Source organism: Pseudomonas inefficax, assembly GCF_900277125.1.
GTDB classification, from domain to species: Bacteria; Pseudomonadota; Gammaproteobacteria; order Pseudomonadales; family Pseudomonadaceae; genus Aquipseudomonas; species Aquipseudomonas inefficax.
In genome coordinates, this window is sequence record NZ_OPYN01000164.1 from 159,193 (window position 1) to 184,417 (window position 25,225).

A 25,225-nucleotide genomic window follows, 5' to 3' on the forward strand; every position below is an offset into this window, starting at 1 on the left:
TCACGGTTCATTCGCTTCCGACAGCGATACCCGCTCCAACGAGGAGAAAATACAGCCCAGCGCTCCCACGCAATTTGCAGTGTTTTGCAACGTCGCAGCTGTGGTAGCTGCGAATTGAAGCCACATGATGGGCCCGCGCCTTTACCTGCGGCGCGACAACAAAAACAACAAGAGGGTACAAGTCAATGACTTCATTCCGCGTCCGCATCCAGCGCCAGTCACTGGCCATGCTGGTCGCCTGTGTCAGTTCGACCAGTATGGCCACAGCTTGGCCGGCACCGGTAGGAGATGCCCTCGAGCGACCAGCGGTGATCTCACAGCAGACGCCGCACGCGGTATTGCTTGGCGCAGCCCAGGCGGGTCAACGCCTGGTGGCCGTGGGCGAACGCGGCATCGTGGTGATATCTGACGATGGCGGCACGCGCTGGCGCCAGGTAGCGACGCCGGTAAGCATCACTCTCACCGCAGTGCGTTTCGCTGATGCGAAGCATGGCTACGCGGTCGGCCACGGCGGCACCGTACTTGCCACCGATGACGGCGGAGAAACCTGGGAGCGCCGCCTCGACGGCCGCCGTGCCGCTGACCTTGCACTCGCCGCAGCCCGTAATCGCGGCGATGCCGCCGCTCTGCGCGAAGCCGAGCGCCTGGTGGCCGATGGACCCGACAAGCCGTTCCTCGACCTGCTGCTGCTCGATGCGCAACACGCCGTCGTCGTCGGTGCCTACGGCTTGGCGTTTGCAACGAATGATGGCGGCAAGACCTGGGCCCCTTGGATAGAGCGCCTCGACAACCCCCAGGGCCTGCATTTGTATGCCATTCGACGCCAAGGCGAACACCTCCTCATCGTTGGTGAGCAGGGGTTGATCCGTCTATCCAAGGATGGCGGCCAGACGTTCACGCAAGTCCAAACGCCCTACCCAGGCAGCTTTTTCACTGCAGAGTTCATTACCCCGAACGACATCGTGGTAGCGGGGCTGCTTGGCAACGTGTGGCGCACGCAAGATGCTGGCACGAATTGGACCCAGATGACCGTGCCGGTTCCCGCGTCCATCACGGCCTCGGCGTTACGGCCGGACGGGGCGCTGGTGCTGGTGAATCAGGCAGGCCTGGTACTGGGCGAACGCAACGGCACGCTTGTGCCCTTGAGTGCGCCTCCTCTGCCACCGCTCAACAGCATCCTGCCGAAACAGGATGGCACCTTCCTTACGCTCGGCATCCATGGTGCCTCCCTCGTTCCTACCGGAGACCACAAGTGAAATCCGCCCCCTTGCCCATCGCCAAAACGCCCGACATTTTCGACCCGCGCTCCGGTTCCCTCATCGAGCGAGCGTTGTTCAACCACCGGCTGCTGGTAGTAATACTGTGCGCGGTCGTCACCGCGCTATTGGGCTGGCAGGCGACCAAGCTGAGTCTCAACGCAAGTTTCGAGAAAACCATTCCCGCCCAGCACCCCTATATCCAGAACTACCTGCAATTCCAGGGTGAACTCACCGGGCTTGGCAACGCAGTCCGGATCGCCGTCGCCAACCCACACGGTACTCTCTACGATCCCACCTACCTCGATGTACTGCGCCGCCTGTCCGACGAGTTGTTCCTGTTACCTGGGGTCGACCGGATGCAGATGAAATCGCTATGGACGCCATCGACCCGCTGGGTGGGGGTGACCGAGGAAGGCCTCGAGGGGGGCCCGGTCATCCCCGATGGCTACGACGGCTCGCCGGCCAGCCTGGAGCAACTCGCGAGCAATATCGCTCGCTCCGGCGAAGTCGGCCAGATCGTCGCACTCGATGCCAAGTCAACGGTTATCTACGTACCGCTGCTGGCCCGTGATACCCAGGGCCATACGTTGAGCTACGCCGCCTTTGCCAAGCATCTCGAGGCTCTGCGCACAAAATACGCAGCGGAAGGTGTGGAGATTCACATCACCGGCTTCGCCAAGCTCGTCGGCGATCTCATCGACGGTGTACGCGTGGTGTTGATGTTCTTCGCCCTGGCGGTGATGATCGCAACCGTCATGGTGTTCTGGTACACGCGCTGCGTGCGCTCGACACTTCTGGTGGTCACGGCCTCCCTGATTGCCGTGGTGTGGCAACTGGGCTTCTTGCCAACGCTGGGCTACGTCCTTGACCCGTACTCGATCCTGGTGCCCTTCCTCGTCTTCGCCATCGGCATGAGCCACGGCGCGCAAAAGATGAACGGCATCATGCAGGATGTCGGACGCGGTATGAACAAGCTGGTGGCAGCACGCTTCACCTTCCGTCGCCTGTTCCTTGCCGGCCTCACAGCGTTGCTGGCTGACGCAGTGGGATTCGCGGTACTGCTGGTCATCGACATACAAGTGATCCGCGAACTGGCCGTTGCAGCATCGATCGGCGTAGCCGCGCTGATCTTCACCAACCTGATCCTGCTGCCCATCCTGCTGTCCTACACGGGGGTCAGTGCCAAAGCAGCGGCGCGCAGCCTGCGTACCGAAACAGCCGATGCCGCTGGCGCCGCCAAGCATCCGCTATGGATTTTCCTCGACCGTTTCACCCAGCGTCGGATGGCCACCGTGGCCGTCACGGCCGCGGTGGTATTGGGGCTGGCAGGCTTCACCATCAGTACCCAGCTCAAGATTGGTGACCTCGACCCAGGTGCGCCCGAACTGCGCCCAGACAGCCGCTACAACCTGGACGTCGCGTTCATGAATGCCAGTTACGGCGCTTCGAGCGACGTGCTCGCGATAATGGTGCGAACGCCAGAAGGCGGCTGCGCCCATTACGACACACTCAACAAAGTCGATGCACTGGAGTGGCAGTTGCGTCAACTCGATGGGGTCGAGGCAACCAATTCGCTGGCGCTGCTCAACCGCCGCATGTTGGCCGGACTCAGCGAAGGCAACCCCAAGTGGTACGAGTTCCTGCCAAACCAGGACATGCTCAACACCGTCACCGCAGGCGCACCACGCGGCCTCTACAACGACAGCTGCAATCTCCTCACGCTCTATGTCTATCTACGCGACCACAAGGCCGACACCCTGACACGCGTGGTCGATCACGTCGAAGCCTTCGCCCGCAATAACGACACTAAAGAGGTAAAATTCCTCCTCGCCGCAGGTGCTGCAGGGATCGAGGCAGCGACCAATATCGTGGTCAAGGACGCCTGGCGGCAGATGTTGTTCCTAGTGTATGGCGCGGTGGTGGTGCTCGCCTTCATCGCCTTCCGTTCCTGGCGCGCGGTCCTGGTCGCCATATTGCCCTTGATGCTGACTTCCGTGCTTGCCGAGGCACTTATGGTAGCGCTGGGCATGGGCGTGAAGGTGGCGACGCTGCCGGTGATAGCCCTGGGAGTGGGAATAGGCATCGACTACGCGCTCTATATCCTGTCGGTAACGATGGCCCAGTTGCGTGCGGGCAAAAACCTGTCCGAGGCCTATTACCGAGCACTACTGTTCACCGGCAAGGTGGTGATGCTGACAGGGGTGACGCTAGCCATCGGCGTCGTCACCTGGGTTGGCAGCCCGATCAAGTTCCAGGCCGACATGGGCTTGCTGCTCGCCTTCATGTTCCTGTGGAACATGCTCGGCGCGATGATTCTGATCCCGGCCCTTGCACATTTCCTCTTGAAGCCAAAATCACCTGGCGGCCTCACCTCGGCGGCCGTTGCCTCCATGCCGGTGAAGGCAGATAGCGAACTGGCAATGACATGCGCGACTCCGAGTACAAGTGGACGTTGAGCAGCATAGGCGCGGGATCGACGGTGCTTCTGGCGGGAGACACGAGCCCCCGCTACGGCCCCCATGCGCACACGCATTTCGAGCACCTGGCCAGCGAGCTGCACGGTCTGGCCACGGTATCTTCCTGAGCGCTAAGCAAGAGACCGGCGCAGGGCATCGATGGCAGCGCGGCCTATACGCCGCCAAGCACCATACGCCCTTCGATGGTCACCAACGCTGACACGACACGCTTGCCTCAACCCCATTGCATTGCCCACCGCCCTGCCATCGCAGGGCACCCTACGCCTTGACCATCCTGTGCTCAGGTCGCCGCTTGCCCTGCATTCATCCTCTTTACCCCGGATCGCGCTGAAGCAATGTGCCAGGCACCGCCAATCAGTGCCACTGATAGGCGTATCCGCACAGGCTTGTGGCGGTGACCAGCCGCGGCAGAAATGGACGGGACAGTCGATATCACGGACGTGACGAGCGGTTCTTCATCAGCTGCCGACCTACCATACAGGCCTCGGGAACAAACGCAGGCCAGCGCCTCGACGAGAACACCATCGTCTGTGACAAGAACCAACAAAAAGGGCGATCTCGCTCGACATATCCTTCGGGAAGGACATCCATGAATACAGCCACTACCAAGCGCGCCGGCGGAGAGCTTGCGGGCTTTCCCGCCGGCGTGACACTGGTCCTGGACAGGGCCGAGCTTATCGGCTGGGCGACTGATGCCAGCCGCCGCCGCGGGGCAGTGCCACTGGCCATTGCACGGCCAGTATCGGCCGACGAGGTCCAGCAAGTCATACAGTGGGCGAACCTCACGGGCGTGCCGCTGGTCCCGGCAAGTTCGGCCGAAGGCCCGCGACGGCGTGGCGACACAGTCTGCTCCAGGCCAGCGTTGATCCTCGATCTATCGAGGCTCGACCGCATCATCCACGTTGACGGCCGCGATGCCATCGCCGTCATCGAGCCCGGGGTTAGCTTCGCAGCGTTCGACAAGGCGCTGCGCCCGCACGGGCTGCGCAGTTTCCGACCGCTGCTCGCACGACCGGCTAAATCGGTCATTGCCGCCTTTCTCGAGCGCGAGCCGATCACCGTACCCGGGCAGCATTGGGACTCGGCCGATCCACTGGGTGCGACAGAATTCGTATTCGGTACCGGTAAACCCTACCGCACTGGCGGGGGGGCCTTCCCAGGGACGCTCGAAGAGAATCTGGCGGCCGGCAATCGCCAGATGCTGGGTGTCGGCCCGGCGCATACCGACTTTGCCCGCGTCCTCCAGGGTTCACAAGGGGCGCTCGGCGTCGTCACCTGGGCGTCGATCTACTGCCAGCGACTTCCCGCCCGGGAGCTGCCACTGCTTGCCTCGGCCGACAGGCTCGCCCCCGTTGTAGAGCTGGCCTACCGCCTTCTGCGCCGACGACCAGCCGGCCAACTGTTCCTGATGAACGGGCGCCAACTGGCTCTGCTCTGCGCCAACGACGTCGCCCACTACCGAGCGCTCGCAGCCATGCTGCCACGGTGGCTGCTCTACTTCGAGCTTTGCGCCCCGGATTACTTCCCTGACGAGTCGATAGCCTATCAACTCGCGGCTGTAGAGTGCGATGCAGCTGAGCTCAACGCTGATTTGGCCCGCGAGGTGTCGGGTATCCCGGCACACCATCTGGCTGTCCGGTTCAAGGCACTCGACGACCAGCCAGGGCGCAATCTGGGTCTCGCCAGCGAAGAAGTCTTCTGCCTGAGCCAGCTCGACAGGGTCGAAGGCCTGCTCGAACGGGTGACAGGCGCGATTGCCGACGAGCCCTGCATTTACCTCCAACCCTTGGTGCACGGTGTCAATGCCCATTGCCAACTGACCCTGCTCGCGCCGGTGAACGAGGCAACGGCACTGAGCGCGCAGGCAGTCGGTGTCGCCGAAACACTCGCGGCCGCGGGCGGCTTCTTCAGCCGCCCGTACTACCCGTGGGCTCACGTGCCCTTCGAGCGCGACAGGACCATCGTTGCACTGCTCGCCAAGAGCAAGTCGATTTTCGATCCTCAAACGGTGCTTCAGCCGGGAGCCCAAAGCTTAGGAGGTTTGCTATGAGCAACAAACGTCTATTGAACCCGGCGCCCGACGACCGCTCACCGCTGGCAGGATTGACCGGCAACATCAGCCATTGCTGGCGCTGCTCACACTGCAAATGGACGCCGTCGCCCAAGAGCAACGCCTTTGCCCATGCCTGCCCCAGCATCCAGTGGGGCCAGTTCCACGCCTACAGCGGCGGCGGTAAAGTCATCACTGCCTTCGCACTGAAAGAAGGCGAGGCGCAATACACCGAAACCGCGCTCCAGAGTGTATTCGCCTGCACGATGTGCGGCGCGTGCGACACCTCGTGCAAGACCAACAATGCTGAACTGGTCGAGCCGCTGTCGATCCTGTACGCGCTGCGGGCCCATATCGCGCAGGAAGGGCACAGCCTGCCGGTGCATCTGCAAATGCGCGACAACCTCCGTCAGCATGGCAACGCCCTCGGCCGGCCGCGCAATGAGCGCAGCCTGTGGAGCGAGGGCCTGGCATTGAAGGACGCACTCGCCGAGCAGGTGGATGTACTGCTGCTGATCGGATGCGACTACGCATTCGATCAGGCGCTCTGGCCGGAACTGCACGCCATCGTGCGACTCCTGCGCAGCGCCGGCGTTGACTTCGGTGTGGCCCACGCCGCCGAGGTTTCAACCGGTGAAGGTGCTTACGACCTGGGTTTTCAGGACGATGCACGCGAGCTGGCCAAGCAGATGGCGCAGGTGATTGCCCGTTCAGGCGCACGTCAGGTCGTCAGTTGTTCGGCGAGCAGCTTTGCTGGCATCCGCAACATCTGGCCGCGGCTGGGTTTGCCCACGTTAGCGCAGCCGATCTTGCATGTCACCGAGTTCATCGATGACCTGTTCGAGGCCGGGAGGCTAACGCTGCTGAAAGGTGAACCCGTCACCGTCACGTACCACGATCCTTGCAAACTTGGCCGATTGAGCGAGCAGGTCGTGCCGTCCGACACGCGTTGGACCAAGGTATTGAACACGATGTCGGTCCATGAGGCGCCAAAGCAGGTGCTGTTCGGCAACGATGGTGTCTACGAACCGCCGCGCAGGCTGCTCGAACGTGTCGCCGGCCTGCAACTGGTCGAGATGGAGCGCAACCGGGTCGGGTCCTACTGCTGCGGCGGGGCTGGCGGCGCCCCCGAAGCCTTTCCGGACTTTGCCCGCTTCGCCGCCCAGAACCGTCTGGACGAGGCTCGGTCTACGGGGGCCGAGGTTCTCGCCACCGCTTGTGGTGGTTGCCGGCGACACCTCGCCGACGTGGCCAGCGCCACGGGCGGGAACATCAGGGTAATGGGCTTGTTCGAAATACTCGCGGGGTGCGTCGACGTGCCCGTACAGGAGAGATAACGATGGCTGCTATCAAGCTTTCATCCGCGGCGCGGCAAGACTTCGAGGCGGCCCTGGGCGCTGCCCATGTGTCCGATGATGCGGCGATCATCGCCGGTTACTCATGGGTCACCAGCACCGGCGGCGCCCCCTCCTCGAGACAGCTGTACGACATACGGCCGACGGCAGTGGTACTGCCCTCCTCTACCGAGGAGGTGCAGGCTGTGGTGCGCACCTGTATCGAGCACGGCCTCAAGTTTCGCGCGCACAGCACCGGCACAGGTTCGTTCAATACGGTTACCCAGCACGGGGTGGTCAGTGTCGACCTGCGGCGCATGAACCAGATAGTAGAGCTCGACGCACGCAACCAGATGGCCGTCATCGAACCCTACGTTACCGCCGCCCAGCTCCAGGCCGAGGCGATGAAGGTGGGGCTCACCAGCCATATCATCGGCGCCGGCTGGACCCACTCCCCGCTCGCGTCAGCAACCTCGATGGGTGGGATAGGCATCTCGGGCAACCACACCGGGTTCAATGTGCACAATTTGCTCGCTTGGGAATGGGTCACGCCGGAAGGCGAGATCGTCCGCGCCGGCTCGGCCGCCTGCGGTGCCGGCTGGTTTGCCGGCGAGGGCCCTGGACCAGGATTTCGTGGCATGATCCGCGGCTCCGCAGGCGCGTTCGGCTCACTCGGCATCTTCACCCGGATTGGCTACAAGCTACACCCCTGGGCCGGCCCTCGTGTGCTGGAGCATCGAGGCCAGCATCCGCAAGTCGGTATTGCCCTCAGCGAGACCATGCGGCTCTACCAGATCGTCTGGGACGATTGGAACGGCCCAACCAAAGCCGCCTATGAATTCATGATCTCGAACGCCCCCACGCTGGTCGTACGAATCCCCCCCGATCAGTACGGCTGGATCCTGACACCGACCAACCGTGAGTTCTACGACCAGTTCAGCACCGGCACCTTGCCGGGGATTGCCAGGGCAGAGAACGGCATCTCGTGGACCCTGCTGGCCGTGTCCGAAAGCGCGGCGGAAGCCCAATGGCGCGACCTGACCATTCGCGCAATCGTCGACAAGACGCAGGGTCGTCTCCTGGATGTCGAACAGGTGCATGCCGAGGTGATCGCACGCAATGCCGTCACCGCGTGCTACGTGCCTCGTGCCTACCGCACCGGCGCCAGGAACGTCCTGACCAGTATTGGCATGTGGGACTCCTTCAACCAGATGCCTACCATGATCGACACCGTCGAGAAAATCATGCGGCCCTTCAAGCAAGAGCACAAAACGCTTGCCGAGGGCCATCCCGAGGAGTTCTGGCTCTGGCCGAACGAGGGCCGCCAGCTCTGGGCAGAGAACATCGTCTCGTGTGACAACAACGATGTGGTCTCCGCCGCCGACGGCTACGTCTATGTACTTCAGACCATGGAGGAAAACGAGCGCCGGCCAGTAGGCCTGACCGCGATGGGAATCGGGCAGATGCTGATCGACATCTACAACAAGCGGTTCGGGGTCAACAAAGCGATGCGAACCGTGAAAGCAACCTTCGACCCTGCCGGCTCTTCCGACGGCATGTTCCCGCATGGCAAGGGCCAGACGGGCCTGGGGAGGATATGGCCGGTGATGCGGGTGATCATTGCCCGCGTACCCATGATCATGCGGCTGGCCATGCGCGCGATGCTCAAGTCCAACTGAGCAGACCCAGCCAGCACCCGGGGCGGCTCCTGGCAGTCGCCCAAGGGGCCAGCCACGGCACAGTGACCACGTTTGCACGGCTGAACCCGGATCATCGAGCCTGCCCTGGCGGGAACTGCGAGCGCGACGACCGGGTTCACGCCAAGCAACCACTACATGATCGAGCCGGCGCCACCGTCGACCGGAATGTTGATCCCGGTGACCCACTGGGCTTCGTCGCAGGCCAGGTAGAGGCCGGCATAGGCAACCGCGATCGGATCGCCAGGCCTGCCGGTGATCGTGCGTTCGACGATCGGCGCCACCGGTGCGTTGGCACCGAGGTTGCGGTACATCGCTTGGATCGGCGCAGTGTTCATGACCCCGGGGCTTACCGAGTTGACGCGCACACCAACCTCGATACCTTCGGCAGCGAGTTGGCGCGTCAGCGCGAGTACCGCACCCTTGGCCGCCGCATGTGCCGCCTGAGGCAAAGCCCGCGCGCCCTGCAGGCCGGCACCGGAACCAATATTGACAATGTTGCCCTTGGCTTTGACAAGGTGCGGCCATGCCAGTTGGCAAGCACGCCAGACCAGGTCCACCTCGTTCTGCATGGTGAACACATAATCGGCATCGGACTGCACGGCAAACGGCGCGAACCTCGGGAGGCTGGCGTTGTTGTAGAGTACGTCGATGCGGCCATGCTTGACCGCCGCATCTTCGATCCAACCCTGCACCTGTTCGCGTACAGTCAAGTCAACCGGCGCGACCGCCTCGATGGGGTGGCCTTGCTCGGCCGCCAATCGAGCGGTTTCCAGCGCGGTCGCAGGATCGATGTCGCACCCCACAACGATCGCGCCCTCACGTGCGAACAGCAGCGCCGTTTCGCGGCCCATACCACTGCCAATGCCGGTGAGTAGCACCACCTTGCTACGCAGCCGACCCACCCGGACTTCACTGCTCGATTTCTTTGTCATTGTTAAGTATCCATAGGTTGTTGTGCGGGCGCTGCCGCATTTGCTCCGGAACGACGCGTTAGCGCAGTTCCATCCCCTGGGTCAGAAACGCCACCGAGAACAGCGGCTCGGTGAACCTTTGCTCGTCCGGCGCCAAATGCTCGTGGTAGTAATCAGAAGTGAACGAGGCCGCGAGCGCCTGTACCGATGCGAAAGTGAGCGCACCGACTCCGTCGTATCGGGTCTTTCTAAATGCCGGCGGCACTGCAGCCGACGGGGTATCCTCGAGCCGAACCAGTCGCTCCTCGGCGTGCGGATCCCCAAGCGCCAATCGTGCATGCGGCCCTGTCCAATGCTCGACGAACGCGGGGAACCCCATATTTCGCCGTGCGACAGGCAATACCAACACCGTGACCGGGGCCAGCCCGGCCGGTTGCTCGCGCGCCCAGATCATCTGCGGCTGCCCCCCCGATGGCGGCTGGAGGGCCTGCGAGCAACGCCAAGCGCTGTGGCAACCAGCGTTGCTCGAAATCACGAGACGACGCCCAGCCGAACGCATCATCCTCACGCTGCCACCATGTCTCCAGGGCCGCGTCATACGGCGCGGTCGACGCGTTGGCAATCGGTGATGGTCCTGACAACGGGCGCGCGAAGACCGCCCTTACTAGTCCATCCCCGACAATCGGAGCGCGCGCCTCCAGCGCCAGCCAGGCATCGGCGAAGGTATCCAGGGACACCCCCTCCCGGGCCTTGAGCAAGACGACGAGCTTGTAGGTGATGCCGGACAGTGGCTCGCTCACTGACTGGCGGCCGAGGGTTGCTTTTTCTGCTTGGCCCGGGCGAGCTTGTCGGCAATCGTCATCAGCGGCTTGTTGCCTGCGGCCCACACCGCAAGCGCCTGACCGAGGCTCGCACGCTCGGCATCCGGGTGCTCGCGGCCCATCTCTGGGTTTTTATGGCAAGCAACCGGCACGTTGAGGATCAAGCGACGCATGCATGAGTTGGCATGGTCGCACCAGTTGATGTCCGCCACTCGGCCTTCAAGCACTTTCACGGCGTAGTCCGGATCGGCCAGCATCTGCCGGGCCAACATGTTTGCATCGACATGCCCGTCCACGATCGCGTCCGCCGCCTGCTGCGGGTCGGGGGTGCTCGACAGGAACAGTTTGACCCCAGGACCAAGTACCTTGCGAAACGCCTGTGGCTCGCCAAACTCAAGCATGGTGCCGGACCTGCTCGGCACGTTGACCCGCATGTTGTCGTAATTGGCCTCGCTGAGCGAGATGAAATCCACTCCGCCCTTGACGATATGCGCCGCAACTTCGGCGAATCCATCCGGGCCCTGTCCGCCAGGCAGGTGATCGTTCACGCTCATGCGGATGCCGAGCGGATAATCCGCGCCCACTTCAGCACGCACCGCAGCGACCACATCGCGCAGCGCCCGGGCCCGGTTCTGCGCCGAGCCGCCGTATTGATCCGTGCGCTGGTTTGCCAGCGGCGAGAGGAACGACGAGTAGAAATAGCTCATGTGCGCGGCGATCTCGGCACCATCGAAACCCGCCGCTTTCGCTCGCCGTGCCGCAGCCACAACGCCGGCCTCGAGCGCCTTGATGTCCTCGACGGTTGCCTCGTGCGGCAGCGGTGTAATGCGACCACCGGGGATATAGATGTTATCGGGTAGCCCGGCCACACCCATGTTCACCGATTTCGGGCTGGCCGCCGAGATCCACTTGCCGTTGCGCGGCACGCCCATGCGACCGAAGCTGGGGAACAGTTGCGCGAACACCGGCGTGCCATAAACGTGCACGGCATCGGTCAATCGCTTGAGATCGCCGACGAATTCATCCTTGTCGAAGCGGATAAGCGGCGTGAACGGCGACTCGTCCCAGGCCTGCGTCGTCGCCACCGAGCCACCGACGATGACCAGCCCTACTCCACCCTGAGCACGCCGCTGCAGGAAGGCGATGGATTGTGCGCTAGGCCGCCCGTCGGGGGTCGGGCGCAGGACCGACATCGGCCCGAGGATGATCCGGTTCTTGATCTCCAGCCCATTGATCTTGAGTGGGCTTCCCAGCACCGCAGCCGCATTGTTCAATGTGGTAGTCATGGTTGTGCCTTGCCTATTGGATGGGTATTCAACGGATATGAAGGGCTTCAGCGCAGGCCGCGGGTGGCAAGGCCAAAGCTCGTGGCCGCCAGTAGACCAAACGCCACCGCTGCCCAACCCAGACTGGCATAGTCGACGTGCTGCGCCAGCATGCCACCGAGCAGCGGCCCGACAGCGGAACCGGCCATGATCATCACCGGTGTCGCCGCCAGTACGCGGCCGGTGGGCTCCATGCGCGCAATCAGCCCGAATGCGAAGACATGGGTGAAGGTCAGCACGGAGATAAAGATCGAGGTCCCCACAATGTAGGTCGCATAGATCGACAGCTGAGCCACGGTCAAGGCGGCAGTGGCCTGGATCAACGGCCCGATCACAACCACCCAGCCAGCCGAAAGGCGGCTCCCCAGTGGGCCGGACAGGGTGACAAACACAAGGTTTGCCAAGCCGCTGACGACCAACACTGTGGTGATCTGCGCGGTGCTGAAACCATGCGACACGCCAATGCGCTCGACAAAGCCGAGGATCATCGAGTGCGTCACCATCAGCAGGCTGACGCCGGCGATGGCGAACCAGACGCGTGCCGGTAGCCTGCTGACTGCCAGACTCTCGTGCTTGGCCACCTTGTCGATCTGCGGGAAAGCAAGCAGCCCGGCCAAGGAAGCAATGAACATGATGCCCGCCATTGTGTAGAAGAACACGTTCGGGCCGATCCTGCCGACCAGGGGCGGCAGGATCGACAGCATCAGTGTGGACACCAGGCTCAACATGGTGAACGCAATCGCAGCCGTGCGGTGCGGATTGCCAGTCCCTCCCATCGTGCCATGCACAATCGACAGGCCGCAGCCAACCGACAGACCGGCGATGACGTGCGTGGTCGCCAGCAGTCCATAGTTGCTGCCGACCTGGGTCATCCAGGCAAAGGCCAAGCCAGCCAATGCATAGGCCATCGGCTGGATGCGCCGGCGGTTGATCCGGGTGAGCCTGGGCGCGAAGTACAGGCTGCTGAGCACGACCGAACCCAGGAACAGGGTCAGCAGGAAACCAGCCTTCTGCGGCTCGAGGGCCAGGCTCCCAACCAGCACCATACCCACCCAGATCGGCAGGGCGGTGATATCCATCAGGCCGGCGCAATGGCCAATGATCAGTGCGACGATGCCTCCGCGCGATTCCTTCTGAAGCGCGGCGTCAGTCGATGTGGAACGTGTGTAGGGAGTAGTGTCCATCAAGGGGCTCTCCGGCCAAGGTATTCGACAAGGGCTTGAAGATCGGCATCGCTGATCTCGGTCTTGCGGAACGCGGGCATGATCATCACCCCGTTGCGCACGTAGAACTCGATGAATTGCGCGGGCATATCGCGGCGGTCTTCCAACGCCGCGGGGATCGCCCCCTGGTACTTGGCCTGCAGCGACGCGGTACCAGGCATGCGCTCGCCACGGCCGTGACAAATTCCGCACCAGCGGTTGTAGACCGCCTTCCCGAGCGGATGGGATGCCTGTGTCGCGCCAGCGGCCGCAGCCGATACGGCAACCTCCTTGAGCGGACCGTCTGCAGCGTTCGCCCACATGACAGGCATGAGCGCAAAGGACAGCCCGAGCACACCGATGGCTTTTTTCATGATGGCCTCCCGCGCAGGTGCCGGGGCCAGATACCGTAGCGGCCCGCAGACAGGATGCCGTTGGGGTCGACGGCGTCCTTGATCGTCTCGTGTAGCCGCATCAGGCTATGGTCGTTGTACGAATACAGGCCCATGGCTTGGTCATGGAACTCGGTGTGGCAACGGTACTCGCCCCAACCATGCTGCGCGCCAATGTCCAGCAGCGTCCGGTAAGCCTTGACGACGGACTTGTTCAAGGCCGTGTCGTCGGTGATGGGGAAGCCGACAATGAACAGGAAAGTGCGCTCGTAGAATGGCGCTGGCAAAGCGAATGGCCTGAGATTCCAGATGGGCACGTTCTGCAATGCCGGAATGGTCCTGGCTGCCTCATCGAACACACGGTTGGCATCGAAGATGCCCTGCGCAGTTTGCGGGATCACTGGCGAGAACCACATGTGGCCGCGCATCGGCGCCGGGTTTCCCCCAGCACGGGTACCCATGCCAAAAAAGTCCATGTTCGGCACACCAACGTCCTGCGGGTAAATCGTCCACGCCTCGGCCGCCTTGCGCGGATCTGTCTGGATCGGCCCTGTCTGGAACGTTGCCCCCTTGATCGACTTGGCCGCCAGCTCCTGCACCGCCTCCCACTGCGCAGCGATCACCTTGGGCGGCCCGTAAAATTTCAAGTAGAGCCCCCAGTACGGGATCCGATTGTCTGCCCCGTATCTGGCCAGCTCAGACGAATAACCAACCTTGGATGTTGCAACCAGCTCCGCCTGTGCCTTAGGCAATTGCGGCGGCCCCTTGTAGAAAGCGTCGACCAGCAACTTGGTCTGGTTGCTGACACCGAGCAGCGGGCTGAGCAACTCCGGCGTGCCGGGTGCCAGGCCGCTGTTCTCGGCGTACTTGAGCAGTTCGACCAGGGGATGCAGGTCTTCGTAATGCGGGGCAAACACCGTGCCTTCCATAAAGGCTTCCGGCGCCGGCATCAGCCAGATCCCCATCTTGGTCACGATACCGAAATTGGACTGCGAGAAAATGCCGTCGACAATCGGCCCCATGCCGTGCTTGTACTGCGCCCAGGTCTTGGAGCCTGGCAACGCCCCCATACCCGTACGCACCACCTCACCGCTGGCCAGCACTACCTCCATGCCACAGTGCGCGTCGAAGTGGTTGCGAAAGCGCGACGAGGTATGCCCAACGCCATGATCGATGGCATTGCCGAGCACGCTACCCCACCCAGGGTCGGCCGCGTCCACCCACAGCTTCAACCCGCGCTCACTGATGTAGTTGTAGAGATCAAAATAGGTAACGCCTGGCTCGACGATGGCGTAGGCATTACTCTCGTTGACCTCGATGATTCGATTCATTCGCTTGAGGTCGAGCACCACCGACCCCGAATGGTTTGGCGCCGAGCCACCATAGCCAAGGTTCTTGCCAGTGGAGATGGTGTAGATCGGGATCTTGTACGTGTTGGCGATGCGCACCACCGCCTGCACTTCTTCGACAGTCGCTGGCGAGACGGCAGCACAGGCACTGCGATCTTCCGGCGTGTCGCGCAGCGGTGAATAGGCATCCTTGTACGCGAAAAGGTCTTCGTCACTGGTGAATACCCATTCCTTGCCGACGACGTTGGCGAACGCCTGCAATGCACTGGCAAAGTCCTGGGGCGATACATTCAATGGTGTTTTCATGGCGTCACGCGATGATCCAGGAGACGAGGTTATCGGGATGCCCATCGTTGACGCCTACTGGCGCCAGCGCCCGGGTACGAAGCGAATGGCTGCGCGCCTGCTCGGCAAGGCACTGCCACACCGCTCGCGTGGTCAAGCCTGCGACGGCACCGTCTCGGCGCCTCCACATCGGTAACAGCGACTGCTGCCAAAGACGCGTAAGCCCATCGACCACCTCCAGCGGCTCGCTACCACGTGCGACATAAGCCTTGGCGAATGCCACACTTAGCGCATGGCGTCGGTCGGTCACGATGAAACGGATGTCATTGGCCGGCAGCGGCCGCGCAGACGCCATCGCCAACCATGGGGAATTCGCAAGCACGGCCAGCGCGGCGACCCCACTGCCCGCGCGCAAAAACCGACGCCGGCTGATCGTCAACTCATCCAGGCCCATGCTCACTCTCCAAAGAATTCGCGGTAGGCGGAAAAGCCCGGGATATGAATCGACACACCGCCATCGGCCACCAGGGTTTGTCCGGTGATATTGCGTGCGGCATCGGACGCAAGAAACGCCACAACCTCGGCGATGTCATGCGGGGCGCCGACACGGTCGCGAGGCGTTTCGTCCAACACCAGCTTGAGCATCGCCGGCGGGAAATCCTTGGCCACTGTTTCGGTCAACACCAGCCCCGGCGCGACGGCGTTGCAACGCACGCCCTTACGCCCGTAGGCGGTGGCGACGGCGCGGGTCATCTGGATCATGGCCGCCTTGGTCGCGCTGTACGCGTGGAAGCGGATGTTGCCCTGCAACGCCATGCCGGACACGGTATTGACAATGGCGCCAGCGCCGCTGGCGATCAGGTGCGGCAACGCCTCGCGGGTGACGATCATCGTTCCGCGGCAATTGGTATCGAAGAATGTGTCCCAGGTGTCGGTGGACATCTCGCCAATCGCGTTGTCGGCCGCGACCAGGTGCTGGCCGACCGCAGTGGCGTTGTTATGCAGGATGTCGATGCGGCCGAAGTGCTCCACTACACGCACCACCATGCGCTTGATGGAGTCCTCGTCGGTGAGGTCCATCTCGATAGCAAGCGCCGAGTCGCCATATTTCGCGGCGACTGCCTGCGCGCGATCCAGTGCGATATCGGCGATGGCTACGCGCGCTCCACGTCCGACCATCAGCTCGATGGTGGCCTGTCCGATACCGCCGGCGCCCCCCGTGATGATCGCGACCTTGCCCTCAAGACTTAGCGCTTTGTACATGCTTGTCTCCTTTGATGCGTTCTTGTTTTTATACGACCCATACCGGGTCTGATGCGCACAAAACAAAACAATACGACTCGTAACGTTTTAATTAAAGGTCTTTTACGCTAAACAACCGGCCAAAGGGTCGAGCATCCACCCAACCCTCCAGCCAGGCATTACCCAAATGCTGCCTCAGAGCCCTCCGAGCGCCACGTACTTGATTTCGAGGTAGTCATCGATGCCGTACTTGGAACCTTCACGCCCCAACCCGGACGCCTTGACACCACCGAACGGTGCAACTTCGGTAGAAATCAGGCCTTCGTTCACGCCGACCATGCCGAATTCCAATTGCTCGACCACCCGGAAGATGCGCCCCACGTCGCGCGCATACAGGTATGACGCCAGGCCGAACGGCGTGTCGTTGGCCAAGGCAATGGCTTGCTCTTCGGTTTCAAAACGGAACAGCGGCGCGACCGGCCCAAAGGTTTCGTCGCTAAAGATCAGTGCGTCTAGCGGCACGTCAGCGAGAACGGTAGGCTCGAAGAAGGAGCCACCCAGCCCATGACGCTTGCCGCCAGCGATCACCCGCGCGCCCTTGGCCACCGCATCTTCGATGTGCTCCTCGACTTTGCGCACCGCGCTTTCGTTGATCAGCGGTCCTTGCACTACACCCTCGTCCATGCCGTTGCCGACCTTCAGGGCGGCGGTAGCTTCGGCCAACTTTCTGGCAAAGGCATCGTAGATGCCGGACTGCACCAACATGCGGTTCGCGGCTACGCAAGCCTGCCCGGTATTGCGATATTTCGCGGCAAGCGCACCCTGCACCGCGGCATCGACATCGGCGTCGTCGAACACGATGAACGGAGCATTGCCGCCAAGCTCCATGCTGGTTTTCTTGATCGTCGGTGCGCACTGCGCCAACAGTTGCGCGCCTACCTCGGTGGAACCTGTGAACGAGAGCTTGCGCACGATAGGGTTGGCGGTCAGCTCGCCACCTATGGCACGCGCCGACCCCGTGACAACATTGCATACGCCTGCGGGCAGGCCGGCACGTTCAGCCAGCACCGCCAGCGCCAACGCCGACAGTGGTGTCTGGCTGGCCGGCTTGATCACACCGGCGCAGCCCACCGCCCAGCCCGGGCCGGCCTTGCGGGTGATCATCGCCGCAGGGAAGTTCCAAGGTGTGATCGCAGCGAACACGCCGATTGGCGTTTTCTGTGCAAGAATCCGCCGGCCATCGACATTCTGCGGGATGATGTCGCCGTAAGTGCGCCGCGCTTCTTCCGCGAACCATTCGATGAAGCCCGCTGCGTACAGGATCTCACCGCGCGATTCGACCAGCGGCTTACCTTGCTCGGCGGTCATGATCATCGCAAGATCATCGATGTGTTCGTGCATCAGTTCGTAGAGTTTGCGCAGCACGATGGCGCGCTGTTTAGGCAACGTCATGCGCCACCCTTTCATCGCGCACTCGGCCGCTTCGATGGCTCGACGGGTTTCCGCCGCCCCCCCATTGGGCACCCGCGCCACCAATTCGCCGGTGGCGGGGTTGCGCACCTCGATGGTCTGCCCGCTATCGGCCTGCACCCATTGACCGCCGATCAGCATGGCCTGGCGCAGCAGGTCGGGATCCTTCAGCTCAAGTTGCTTCAATTCACTCATGTCCGTCCCCTCAAGCCGGGTTGCGGCCGATGAAGAAGTCTTCATCCGGCGAACTGGTCGGATTCATGCCGGCGGCTTGGGTGGCACTGCGCAGCACCGCCATGTCGCGGCCATGCACACGCGCCGTCGGGTGGCGGATTGGGCCACCGTTGTATCCCTGCAACCAGCTCTGGTACTTCCACATCAGCCGGTTCGACAGCGCATGGCCACCGAAGCCGATGGCAGCTACCGCCTTGCGCATCGGTTCGAGCTTGTAATAGAGCTCGGTGGCTTCGTCGTACCGACCCTCGCGGATCAGCTTGTGGGCCTGCGGGATCGCCGGACCGAAGAAGGCGCTGTAGTTTGTGCCGCAGAACGGGATATCCATGACCTGGGCCAGCGGGATGTACTCGTACTCCAGCGGCGACGAGATCACCACCTCTTTGTGGAAGTGCCGGTGCACCTCAATGGCTGACATGATGTAAGGCATGCCACCTTCGGTCTTTATCGCAGCCACGTTCGGGCAGTCGTCGACCAGGCGGCGCAGTACCGGTACCGGAATGTCGGCCGGGTGCAGCCGGCCAAAGCCCCAGATCGGTACAGGGAACAGCATGACCGCCAGGTTGGTGGCATCGCACATGGCTTTGCTGTACTGGTAGACCTCTTCATACGACTTTGGATAGAAGTGCGGAGGGTAGCCCAGCAATACCAGTTCGGCGCCGTTGGCCTCGGCGCGCTTGACCGCGGCAATGTTGTCTTCGAGCGTGTTGAATACCGCATGGTGGACCACGATCAGGCGGCCCTTGGCTTCGTCGACCATGATCTGCTGGAACTGGTCATGCTCCTCGAAGCTCAGCGGCACCTCCGAGACGGCGAGCGAGCCGACGAAGCCGTGCTCGATGGTCAGATTGACGTCATGACGGATGGCCTTCTCGTTCAAGCGGGTGAAGTCCGAGGTCATCGTGGGAATGGTGACGTTGGCAACGCCGACGAGGTTCTGCCGTGCCCATTCGCGAGCTTCTTTTCTGCTATAGCTGGCCATTGTTGTTTTCCTTGGTCTATTCAGAGGTACTTGGTTTCGAACTGGATTGGCAACGGCGTGGCCGAGCCGGCCGCGATCGCCCGACTGAGGATCAATTCAGCGACGACGATATCCTGCAGGCCGCCACCGACCGACTTGAACATGCGCGTCTGGGCCTGTAGCAAGCGCTCATCGAGGGCACCGCTCATCAAGTCGACCAGGCTGTAGGACTTGTCGTGGAAGTGCAGCCCGGCCTTGTTCGCCTCGAGCATGTCACCGGTCTCTTCCAGCACTTCTTCCAGCATGTCGCAGACGATGATGTCGCTACGCTCGACCACGGAAACGTCGATCTCGCGCTGCGAAGGGACAGTGGAACCGATGGACACGATCGTGGCTCCAGGCTTGAGCCAGTCGGCATAGAGCGTGGGCTGTTCATCGCGCGAACGTGCCGCGCACAGCACCAGGTCGGCGCCCTCGACCGCCTCCCGACCCGACCCGACGCCGCGCGCCGGCACGCCCAGATCACGCGTCACGGCTTCGGCGAACGCCGCGCGTTTTTCCGGCGTGGGGCTGAAGACCACGACTTCGCTCAGTTCGCGCACACTGGCAATGGCGCGCACATGCATCGAGGCTTCCAGGCCGCTACCCAGCACGCCAAGGCGCGCGGGGCCGGGCGGCGCAAGACGATCGAGCGCAGCAGCAGAGGTGGCGGCGGTACGGAAACCGGTGACCAGGGCGCCGTCGACGAAACCGGCGATCCGGCTGGTCTGGCGATCGAACAGCACGATCACGTACTCCACCGCCGGCTTGTCCACGCCCATCGCCGCCCCCATGAGTTTGGCACCGTAATAGCGACCCGTGACTGGCACCGCTGGCAGCGTACGCAGCCAAGTCTTGTGCAGCGCGGCGACGCTGCGCGGCGGCGTGGACTGCGGCGGTTGTGACTGCGAATACGCCAGTTGCAAAGCACCGATGGCGTCCTTCCAGTCGAAGACCTCACGGGCGGCTTCACTGGAAACGAACACAGGGGCGGGGGCAGGAATGCTCATGGATCGTAGACCTTAGGTAATTGAACCGTTCTCAGGACAGGTGAGCGAGGGCAGGCATCGCAAGTAGCGAGAGCGCCATGCCTAGCTACCGACCAGCCTATTAACCATCAATTGACATGTCAATAACAAAATTGAAATGCATCATAAGACAATCAATTTTGTTCGGCGCGAACCAATTCGATCGAAACCGCCAACCGCACCTCGTCCGACAATGCCCCCGGAAACGCGCTCATGCCGTATGCGCTGCGACTGATGCCCGCCACGGCCTCGAACCCGACCACAGGGGCTTGAGTCCAAGGATTAACTGCCCGATCAATCAGCGTCATGTTGAAAGCAATGGGCAGTGTGATTCCACGCAAGGTCAGGTCCCCGTCGATGACATACTGCCTGCCCTCGATATGCCGCACGGCGCGGGAGACAAAGACGATCTTCGGATACGCCTGCACATCGAACCACTCGCTGCCGCGCAGGTGTTCGTCACGCAGGTCTAGCGCGGTGTCGATCGACGCCGCATCGACTTCAAACGTCCCGCTCGAAGCTTCGATGTTCAAGTCGTCGAAAGCGAATTGGCCACTGAAGCGTTTGAAGATGCCCGGCGTGCGGGTCAGACCCAGGTGGCGCACCGTAAAACCGATATGGGTATGGGCGGGATCGAGCGTCCACACTGCGCTAGACAGTGCCGCAGAGGCCTCTACAGGGATGGTTTCGGATTGGGTAGTGCGCATGTTCGACATAAGAAAACTCCAGACCCCGTCCTCGGGGCAATTGATCATGGGTACAATGCTATTTTCTGTGTGGCATAATCAGAAACCAATAAACGCATCAATCCATAAATTGAACCTAAAATAAAGCACTTTAACACGCTCCAATCTGCACCCAATCCGACAAAACGCCGACTGGCTGATGGCAACTCGCTCAACCTCCCCGTACCAGGGAGGCCAACGAACATGGCGGAATCTATGAAACTGATCGAAGACGATGTAGCGCGGCTACGCGAATACATCGAAGGCCGTGCGGCCAAGGGTGGCGACCTGCGCCTGCCGCCGGAACCAAAACTGTGCGAGGCGCTGGACATGTCCCGAGGGCGTTTACGCACCGTGCTCAAGCGCCTGGAGGACGAAGGGCTGATCTGGCGTCATGTGGGCAAAGGCACCTTCATCGGCGCACGCCAACTGAAGGTCGATGACGGCAATTGGTCCTCCTCGATCAGCGTCGACAATTTGATGGACGCACGGCTGGTGCTGGAGCCACAACTGGCTGCGCAAGCTGCGGTGCACGCGACACCAGCGGACATCGCCGCGTTGCAGCAGTGCCTGACCGAAATGCAGGCGCCGGGGCCGTTCATGCCCTGGAAGCGCTTGGACGAGCGCCTGCACCGGACTATTGCAGAGGCGACACACAACGCCCTGCTGCTGATGCTGTACGACACCATGCGCGCACAGGTAAGGGTCAACCTCGATGCACGCATGGAGGAGGTATTCGCGCCAATGACCGATTCCCGGCATGGCACCGACAACGAGCACCTCCTGCTGGTGGACGCCATCCGCACCCATAATCCAGGCAAGGCTGAACAGTTCATGCGCGAACATCTACAGTCGGTCAGAACCAGGTTGTTCGGCCTGCGCTAACGCCCCTGGCAGCAAACTGCACGCGCTTGCTGACGGTTCACGCCGAGCAGAACGCCGCACGTGGCGGCGTTCTGTCGCGCGCTGATGCAGAGCCTGAGCTCACCTCAGCGATCTCAGGCCATTGTCACGGCGGGCTTCACCAGCAGGCCATCACACTCGCCCACCGACGCGGACGGATCCGGGTAGCGAGCATCGGGCTCGCAATAACCCACGTCCCACTGCACTTCATCCTGCAGGAAGACCGGCATGTCGTGAATGAAGATATTGGACCCGAACCGGGCTTCCCAGACGTGCGGCACCCAGCGATCATCGAGCACATCGATGTCGGCACCGTACTCCGCTTCTCCACCAGCAGGGCACTTCAAGTACAGGAACGCCCCAGAGCTGATGCGATGGCGCCCCATGCCCCACGAAGACCTTGGCCACCCACGGCGCTCCATGTAGTTCTTGCCGACCATGAGCTCATCGATATCCTCCACGCCAAAGTTGGCATGGTGGAAGCTGATGCTGCCGTCGAACCCAAGTGCCTGGTTGGATGCATCGGCAATGAAGATGTTGTGATGATCCTGCGCTCCCGAGGCACGTACATACACCCCAGCGCCGATCTGGATTTCCGCCAGTCGGAAACCCAGTCGATCGCGATAAAAGTCCAACACCTGGTTCACGTCCGGGAACGCCCATACGACGTGCTGGATGGTGGTGGGAATGGCCCGCCTGATCCACTTGCGCACCTGATTGACACGATTGAAGTTGCCAGGCGAATTGAACGGCGTCGGTGCCGAGTGTACAGGCAGCTTGCGCCACACCTTCAAGCCGACTGCCTGGCCGAATGCCGTGGTGAAACGGGCAGTACCGTCCTCGTCCAGACGCACGTCATGGTCGCGGCGCAGGTCTATCAGAAGCTCCTCGAGGCTCTCCTGCGATTCCACGCCCCAGATGCATTCGCGTACACCGGTCCCCCGCTGCGCGGACGGCAAGAACCACGGATCATCGAGCTTGCGAACTTCAACATGACTACCCTCCGCCAATCGGAATGTGGCCAAGCCTTCCGACACCTTGCGCAGCGGCAGCCCGAAGTCCTCGAAGAAGCGGACCGAGTCTGCGAAGTCTTTCTCTTCCACACCGTATACAAGCGATTCAATTCCGATGATGGACACACGTCTCTCCTTCATTCATTAGATACAGCAATAGGATTCATATCGGTACATTCGCGTCCCAATGCCAGGATGCGTAGGCCAGATACGGGGAGCCGCTCACGGACTCACCGCAATACAGTCTTCATCGCAAGACGCACTGACGCACGCGGCATCAGCCTGGAACATCTTTTGCGCGAGCTCATGCACCAGTCGGCGCAGCTCTTCTGCCGAACATGCCACGCCATACACATAGCGGTCCGGTCGAACCACGGCCGCCACAGCGCCCAGGCGCTCCAGCCAACCGTTGAACAGGGCTTCGCGTTCCTGCAGCACCCATGCGTCGCACGCGCCACCGTTCGCCGCCAGCGCTTGAGGCTGGATCTGGATCAATCGTCCCTCCAGCGCCTTCCAAGACTCACGCGTTTGTTCGTCGAACGCACTCAGCACCTCGCTCGAGGTCGCGACGATGGCAAAGTTCGCTCCCAGCACATCGTCGAGCCGCTGCCACTGCGCATCACCTTCACGCACCCAAGGCTGCACGAACAACTCGCCCGCACCAACGCTCGGGACACCCTCGACATCACGATCGATGAGGCCCGTTACCAGGCCTGGAGTGAACTGCGCACGGATCGTCTGCGCAGCACCCGAGACGAGCTCGGCCTCCAAACGCTTATCGCGCTCGCGAGCAGCTTGCTCGTCGAGTTCGCCAATGATCAGGCCAAATGCCTTGGCGTGGCCGACCACGGTACGCACATGGCGCTTGCGCTCCTCGGTGTAGCTGTCGAGCAACTGCTGCGTGGCCCGACCGCACATTACCGCGTCGAGCTTCCACGCCAGGTTGAAGGCATCACGCACTGCCGCACAGAGCCCCTGGCCGAGGAAGGGCGGCATCTGATGCGCGGCATCGCCAAGCAGAAACACGCGCCCGTGACGCCATTGCTCAACCACCAGCGCGTGAAAACGGTAGATGGCGGTACGGCAGTGCTCCAGCCCGCTGGGGTCGACAAACTCTCCGAGCACGCGCCAGACCTCGGCGTGATCCTGGAACTGCTGCGGCGTCTCACCTGGTAGCATCTTGATTTCCCAGCGCCGCAGCGCGTCCGGTCCGACGATGTAGGTGCCAGGCCGTGACGGACGGCAGTACTGCACACAACGTGAGGGCAGCTCCACCGGCCCACGCACCCAGGCATCGACAACCAGCCACCACTCATCGAAAGCCAAGTCTTCGATCGCTGGCGAGAACTGCTTGCGCACGGTGCTGCTAGCACCATCGGCTGCGACCAGCCAGCGCGCACGCAGCGTATGCGTGGTGCCGTCGGTGAGACGGCATACACGGGCCTCGACGCTATCGGCATCCTGGCTCACCTCAAGCAACTGGTGCTGCAACAGGGTCAAAACCGACGGCATCCGCTGCACCGCCCGGCGCATCGAGCCCTCCAGCTTCGGCTGCTCGAACATCCAGTTCTGCATCCACCCCAGCGGCTCGTCGGACCCAGGGTAAAAGCGCTTGATGACCTGCCCTTCGAGACCTGTGTAGTCGGTACCGGGGTGCGGCGTGGACATCGCCGCCACTTCGTCTGCTATGCCAATTTCCTGCAACACACGCAGTGCCTCGTGATCGGCAGTAATGGCTCTGGGCTTGTCGTAGATAGCGGCCGCCTGATCGAGCACCGCCACGCGCCAACCGCGCCGGCCCAACAAGCCAGCGATCGTCGCTCCAGCGGGCCCGTAACCGGCCACGATCACATCCAGCGGCTCAGCCGGAATTTCCTGGCTAAATGCCATATCCGTCTCCTTGTCTAGTTACCAATGCCATGGATGCCCCGGCCCGGACCTCACTCCGACCGCGTGTAGCCTGACTGGGTACCGAACACTTTCTCGCGCTGCGACCAGTCATGGGTCTGGTCCCACAATGCGAGTACTTCGGGCGCTTCGTCGACGAAACTCTGCAAGCGTTTGGGGTCGTGACAGGTACGAACCGTGAGCTCCAGCCGGTGCCCGGAAGGGTCGAAAAAGTAGATCGACTCGATGAAGTCGTCATGGTTGGTCGGCCCGATCACCTTCAAGCCCTTGGCCTCGAGGTCGGCCTTGGCCTGCAGTAAAATCTCCATGTCGGCCACTTCGAAGGCGAAATGCTGAATCCAGCCAGGGGTTTTCGGGTCGCGCCCGGACACCTCGCCCTCATCCAGCGGGCATTCGAAGAACGCGATGTGGCTACCGTCTTCCATCTCGAAGAAAATGTGCACGTGTGGGCTGTACTTGCCAGTGGACGGCACATGGTCCTCCCCCATCGCATGGGTAAAGCGCAGGCCCAGCATATTCGTGTAGAACTCGACCGTTTCGCGCGCATCGCGGCAACGAAAAGCGGCATGGTGAAGTTTCTTGCACAGCATGGTGTGG

At 62.2% G+C, this 25,225-nt stretch carries 21 protein-coding genes; 6 read left to right on the forward strand and 15 right to left on the reverse strand.

Translation table 11 applies throughout. From position 1 onward, the window contains the following. The first annotated feature begins 185 nt into the window (after positions 1 to 185). The 5 genes from JV551A3_RS19140 (at position 186) to JV551A3_RS19160 (ending at position 8,799) form a co-directional block, all read left to right on the forward strand. A complete protein-coding gene (locus JV551A3_RS19140) occupies positions 186 to 1,256 on the forward strand; it encodes a WD40/YVTN/BNR-like repeat-containing protein (protein WP_133971287.1) in 1,071 nt (356 codons plus the stop codon). Beyond that, a complete protein-coding gene (locus tag JV551A3_RS19145) occupies positions 1,253 to 3,715 on the forward strand; it encodes an efflux RND transporter permease subunit (RefSeq protein WP_133971285.1) in 2,463 nt (820 codons plus the stop codon). The genes JV551A3_RS19140 and JV551A3_RS19145 overlap by 4 nt, the downstream gene beginning before the upstream one ends. Before the next feature lie 610 nt (positions 3,716 to 4,325). Continuing rightward, positions 4,326 to 5,786, forward strand: a complete 1,461-nt coding sequence (locus JV551A3_RS19150; protein ID WP_133971283.1) for an FAD-binding oxidoreductase — start codon at positions 4,326 to 4,328, stop codon at positions 5,784 to 5,786. Further along, positions 5,783 to 7,123 carry a (Fe-S)-binding protein gene (locus JV551A3_RS19155; RefSeq protein ID WP_133971281.1) on the forward strand — a complete coding sequence of 447 codons (1,341 nt, stop codon included), beginning with the start codon at positions 5,783 to 5,785 and terminating at the stop codon, positions 7,121 to 7,123. Before JV551A3_RS19150 ends, JV551A3_RS19155 begins: the two co-directional genes overlap by 4 nt. Positions 7,124 to 7,125: 2 nt before the next feature. Further along, the gene (locus JV551A3_RS19160; RefSeq protein WP_133971279.1) at positions 7,126 to 8,799 is read left to right on the forward strand and encodes an FAD-binding oxidoreductase; all 1,674 of its coding nucleotides are present in this window, start codon (positions 7,126 to 7,128) and stop codon (positions 8,797 to 8,799) included. A gap of 152 nt (positions 8,800 to 8,951) precedes the next feature. Here JV551A3_RS19160 and JV551A3_RS19165 read toward each other — a convergent pair whose 3' ends face one another. From JV551A3_RS19165 to JV551A3_RS19220, 12 genes are all read right to left on the reverse strand, one after another. Continuing rightward, complete coding sequence (locus JV551A3_RS19165; protein WP_133971277.1) at positions 8,952 to 9,752, reverse strand: SDR family NAD(P)-dependent oxidoreductase; 801 nt, start codon at positions 9,750 to 9,752, stop codon at positions 8,952 to 8,954. A 58-nt stretch (positions 9,753 to 9,810) separates the two neighbouring features. Next, positions 9,811 to 10,185 carry an EthD domain-containing protein gene (locus JV551A3_RS19170; RefSeq protein ID WP_166674240.1) on the reverse strand — a complete coding sequence of 125 codons (375 nt, stop codon included), beginning with the start codon at positions 10,183 to 10,185 and terminating at the stop codon, positions 9,811 to 9,813. Positions 10,186 to 10,527: 342 nt separating this feature from the next. Next, on the reverse strand, positions 10,528 to 11,838 hold the full coding sequence (locus JV551A3_RS19175; protein WP_133971274.1) for an oxidoreductase: 1,311 nt from the start codon (positions 11,836 to 11,838) through the stop codon (positions 10,528 to 10,530). A 47-nt stretch (positions 11,839 to 11,885) separates the two neighbouring features. Then, complete coding sequence (locus JV551A3_RS19180; protein WP_133971272.1) at positions 11,886 to 13,061, reverse strand: MFS transporter; 1,176 nt, start codon at positions 13,059 to 13,061, stop codon at positions 11,886 to 11,888. Beyond that, positions 13,061 to 13,453, reverse strand: coding sequence for a c-type cytochrome (locus tag JV551A3_RS19185; RefSeq protein WP_205125959.1), 393 nt, complete (start codon positions 13,451 to 13,453; stop codon positions 13,061 to 13,063). Before JV551A3_RS19185 ends, JV551A3_RS19180 begins: the two co-directional genes overlap by 1 nt. After that, a complete protein-coding gene (locus JV551A3_RS19190; RefSeq protein WP_166674238.1) occupies positions 13,450 to 15,126 on the reverse strand; it encodes an FAD-binding oxidoreductase in 1,677 nt (558 codons plus the stop codon). Before JV551A3_RS19190 ends, JV551A3_RS19185 begins: the two co-directional genes overlap by 4 nt. A 4-nt stretch (positions 15,127 to 15,130) precedes the next feature. Beyond that, positions 15,131 to 15,559, reverse strand: coding sequence for a twin-arginine translocation signal domain-containing protein (locus JV551A3_RS19195; RefSeq protein WP_133971268.1), 429 nt, complete (start codon positions 15,557 to 15,559; stop codon positions 15,131 to 15,133). Between the two features lie 2 nt (positions 15,560 to 15,561). Next, on the reverse strand, positions 15,562 to 16,368 hold the full coding sequence (locus JV551A3_RS19200) for an SDR family NAD(P)-dependent oxidoreductase (RefSeq protein WP_133971266.1): 807 nt from the start codon (positions 16,366 to 16,368) through the stop codon (positions 15,562 to 15,564). A 174-nt stretch (positions 16,369 to 16,542) separates the two neighbouring features. Further along, positions 16,543 to 18,012, reverse strand: coding sequence for an NAD-dependent succinate-semialdehyde dehydrogenase (locus tag JV551A3_RS19205; RefSeq protein WP_133971264.1), 1,470 nt, complete (start codon positions 18,010 to 18,012; stop codon positions 16,543 to 16,545). Between the two features lie 10 nt (positions 18,013 to 18,022). Next, a complete protein-coding gene (locus tag JV551A3_RS19210) occupies positions 18,023 to 19,033 on the reverse strand; it encodes a dihydrodipicolinate synthase family protein (protein WP_133971262.1) in 1,011 nt (336 codons plus the stop codon). Positions 19,034 to 19,053: 20 nt separating this feature from the next. Further along, positions 19,054 to 20,061: an ornithine cyclodeaminase family protein gene (locus JV551A3_RS19215; protein ID WP_133971260.1), complete on the reverse strand. Its 1,008-nt coding sequence runs from the start codon at positions 20,059 to 20,061 to the stop codon at positions 19,054 to 19,056. Positions 20,062 to 20,213: 152 nt separating this feature from the next. After that, on the reverse strand, positions 20,214 to 20,795 hold the full coding sequence (locus tag JV551A3_RS19220; RefSeq protein ID WP_133971258.1) for a YceI family protein: 582 nt from the start codon (positions 20,793 to 20,795) through the stop codon (positions 20,214 to 20,216). A 225-nt stretch (positions 20,796 to 21,020) separates the two neighbouring features. Here JV551A3_RS19220 and JV551A3_RS19225 point away from each other — a divergent pair, with 225 nt between their 5' ends. Beyond that, positions 21,021 to 21,689 (forward strand): FadR/GntR family transcriptional regulator, encoded by a 669-nt coding sequence (locus tag JV551A3_RS19225; protein ID WP_133971256.1) that lies wholly within the window; start codon positions 21,021 to 21,023, stop codon positions 21,687 to 21,689. A 113-nt stretch (positions 21,690 to 21,802) separates the two neighbouring features. Here the strand turns inward: JV551A3_RS19225 and JV551A3_RS19230 are convergent, their stop codons facing one another. The 3 genes from JV551A3_RS19230 to JV551A3_RS19240 all read right to left on the reverse strand — a co-directional run bounded on the left by JV551A3_RS19230 (position 21,803) and on the right by JV551A3_RS19240 (position 25,218). After that, on the reverse strand, positions 21,803 to 22,846 hold the full coding sequence (locus tag JV551A3_RS19230) for a VOC family protein (RefSeq protein WP_133971254.1): 1,044 nt from the start codon (positions 22,844 to 22,846) through the stop codon (positions 21,803 to 21,805). A 96-nt stretch (positions 22,847 to 22,942) separates the two neighbouring features. Beyond that, a complete protein-coding gene (locus JV551A3_RS19235) occupies positions 22,943 to 24,610 on the reverse strand; it encodes a bifunctional 3-(3-hydroxy-phenyl)propionate/3-hydroxycinnamic acid hydroxylase (protein ID WP_133971252.1) in 1,668 nt (555 codons plus the stop codon). A 50-nt stretch (positions 24,611 to 24,660) separates the two neighbouring features. Then, complete coding sequence (locus JV551A3_RS19240) at positions 24,661 to 25,218, reverse strand: VOC family protein (protein WP_133971250.1); 558 nt, start codon at positions 25,216 to 25,218, stop codon at positions 24,661 to 24,663. Between the last annotated feature and the right edge of the window lie 7 nt (positions 25,219 to 25,225).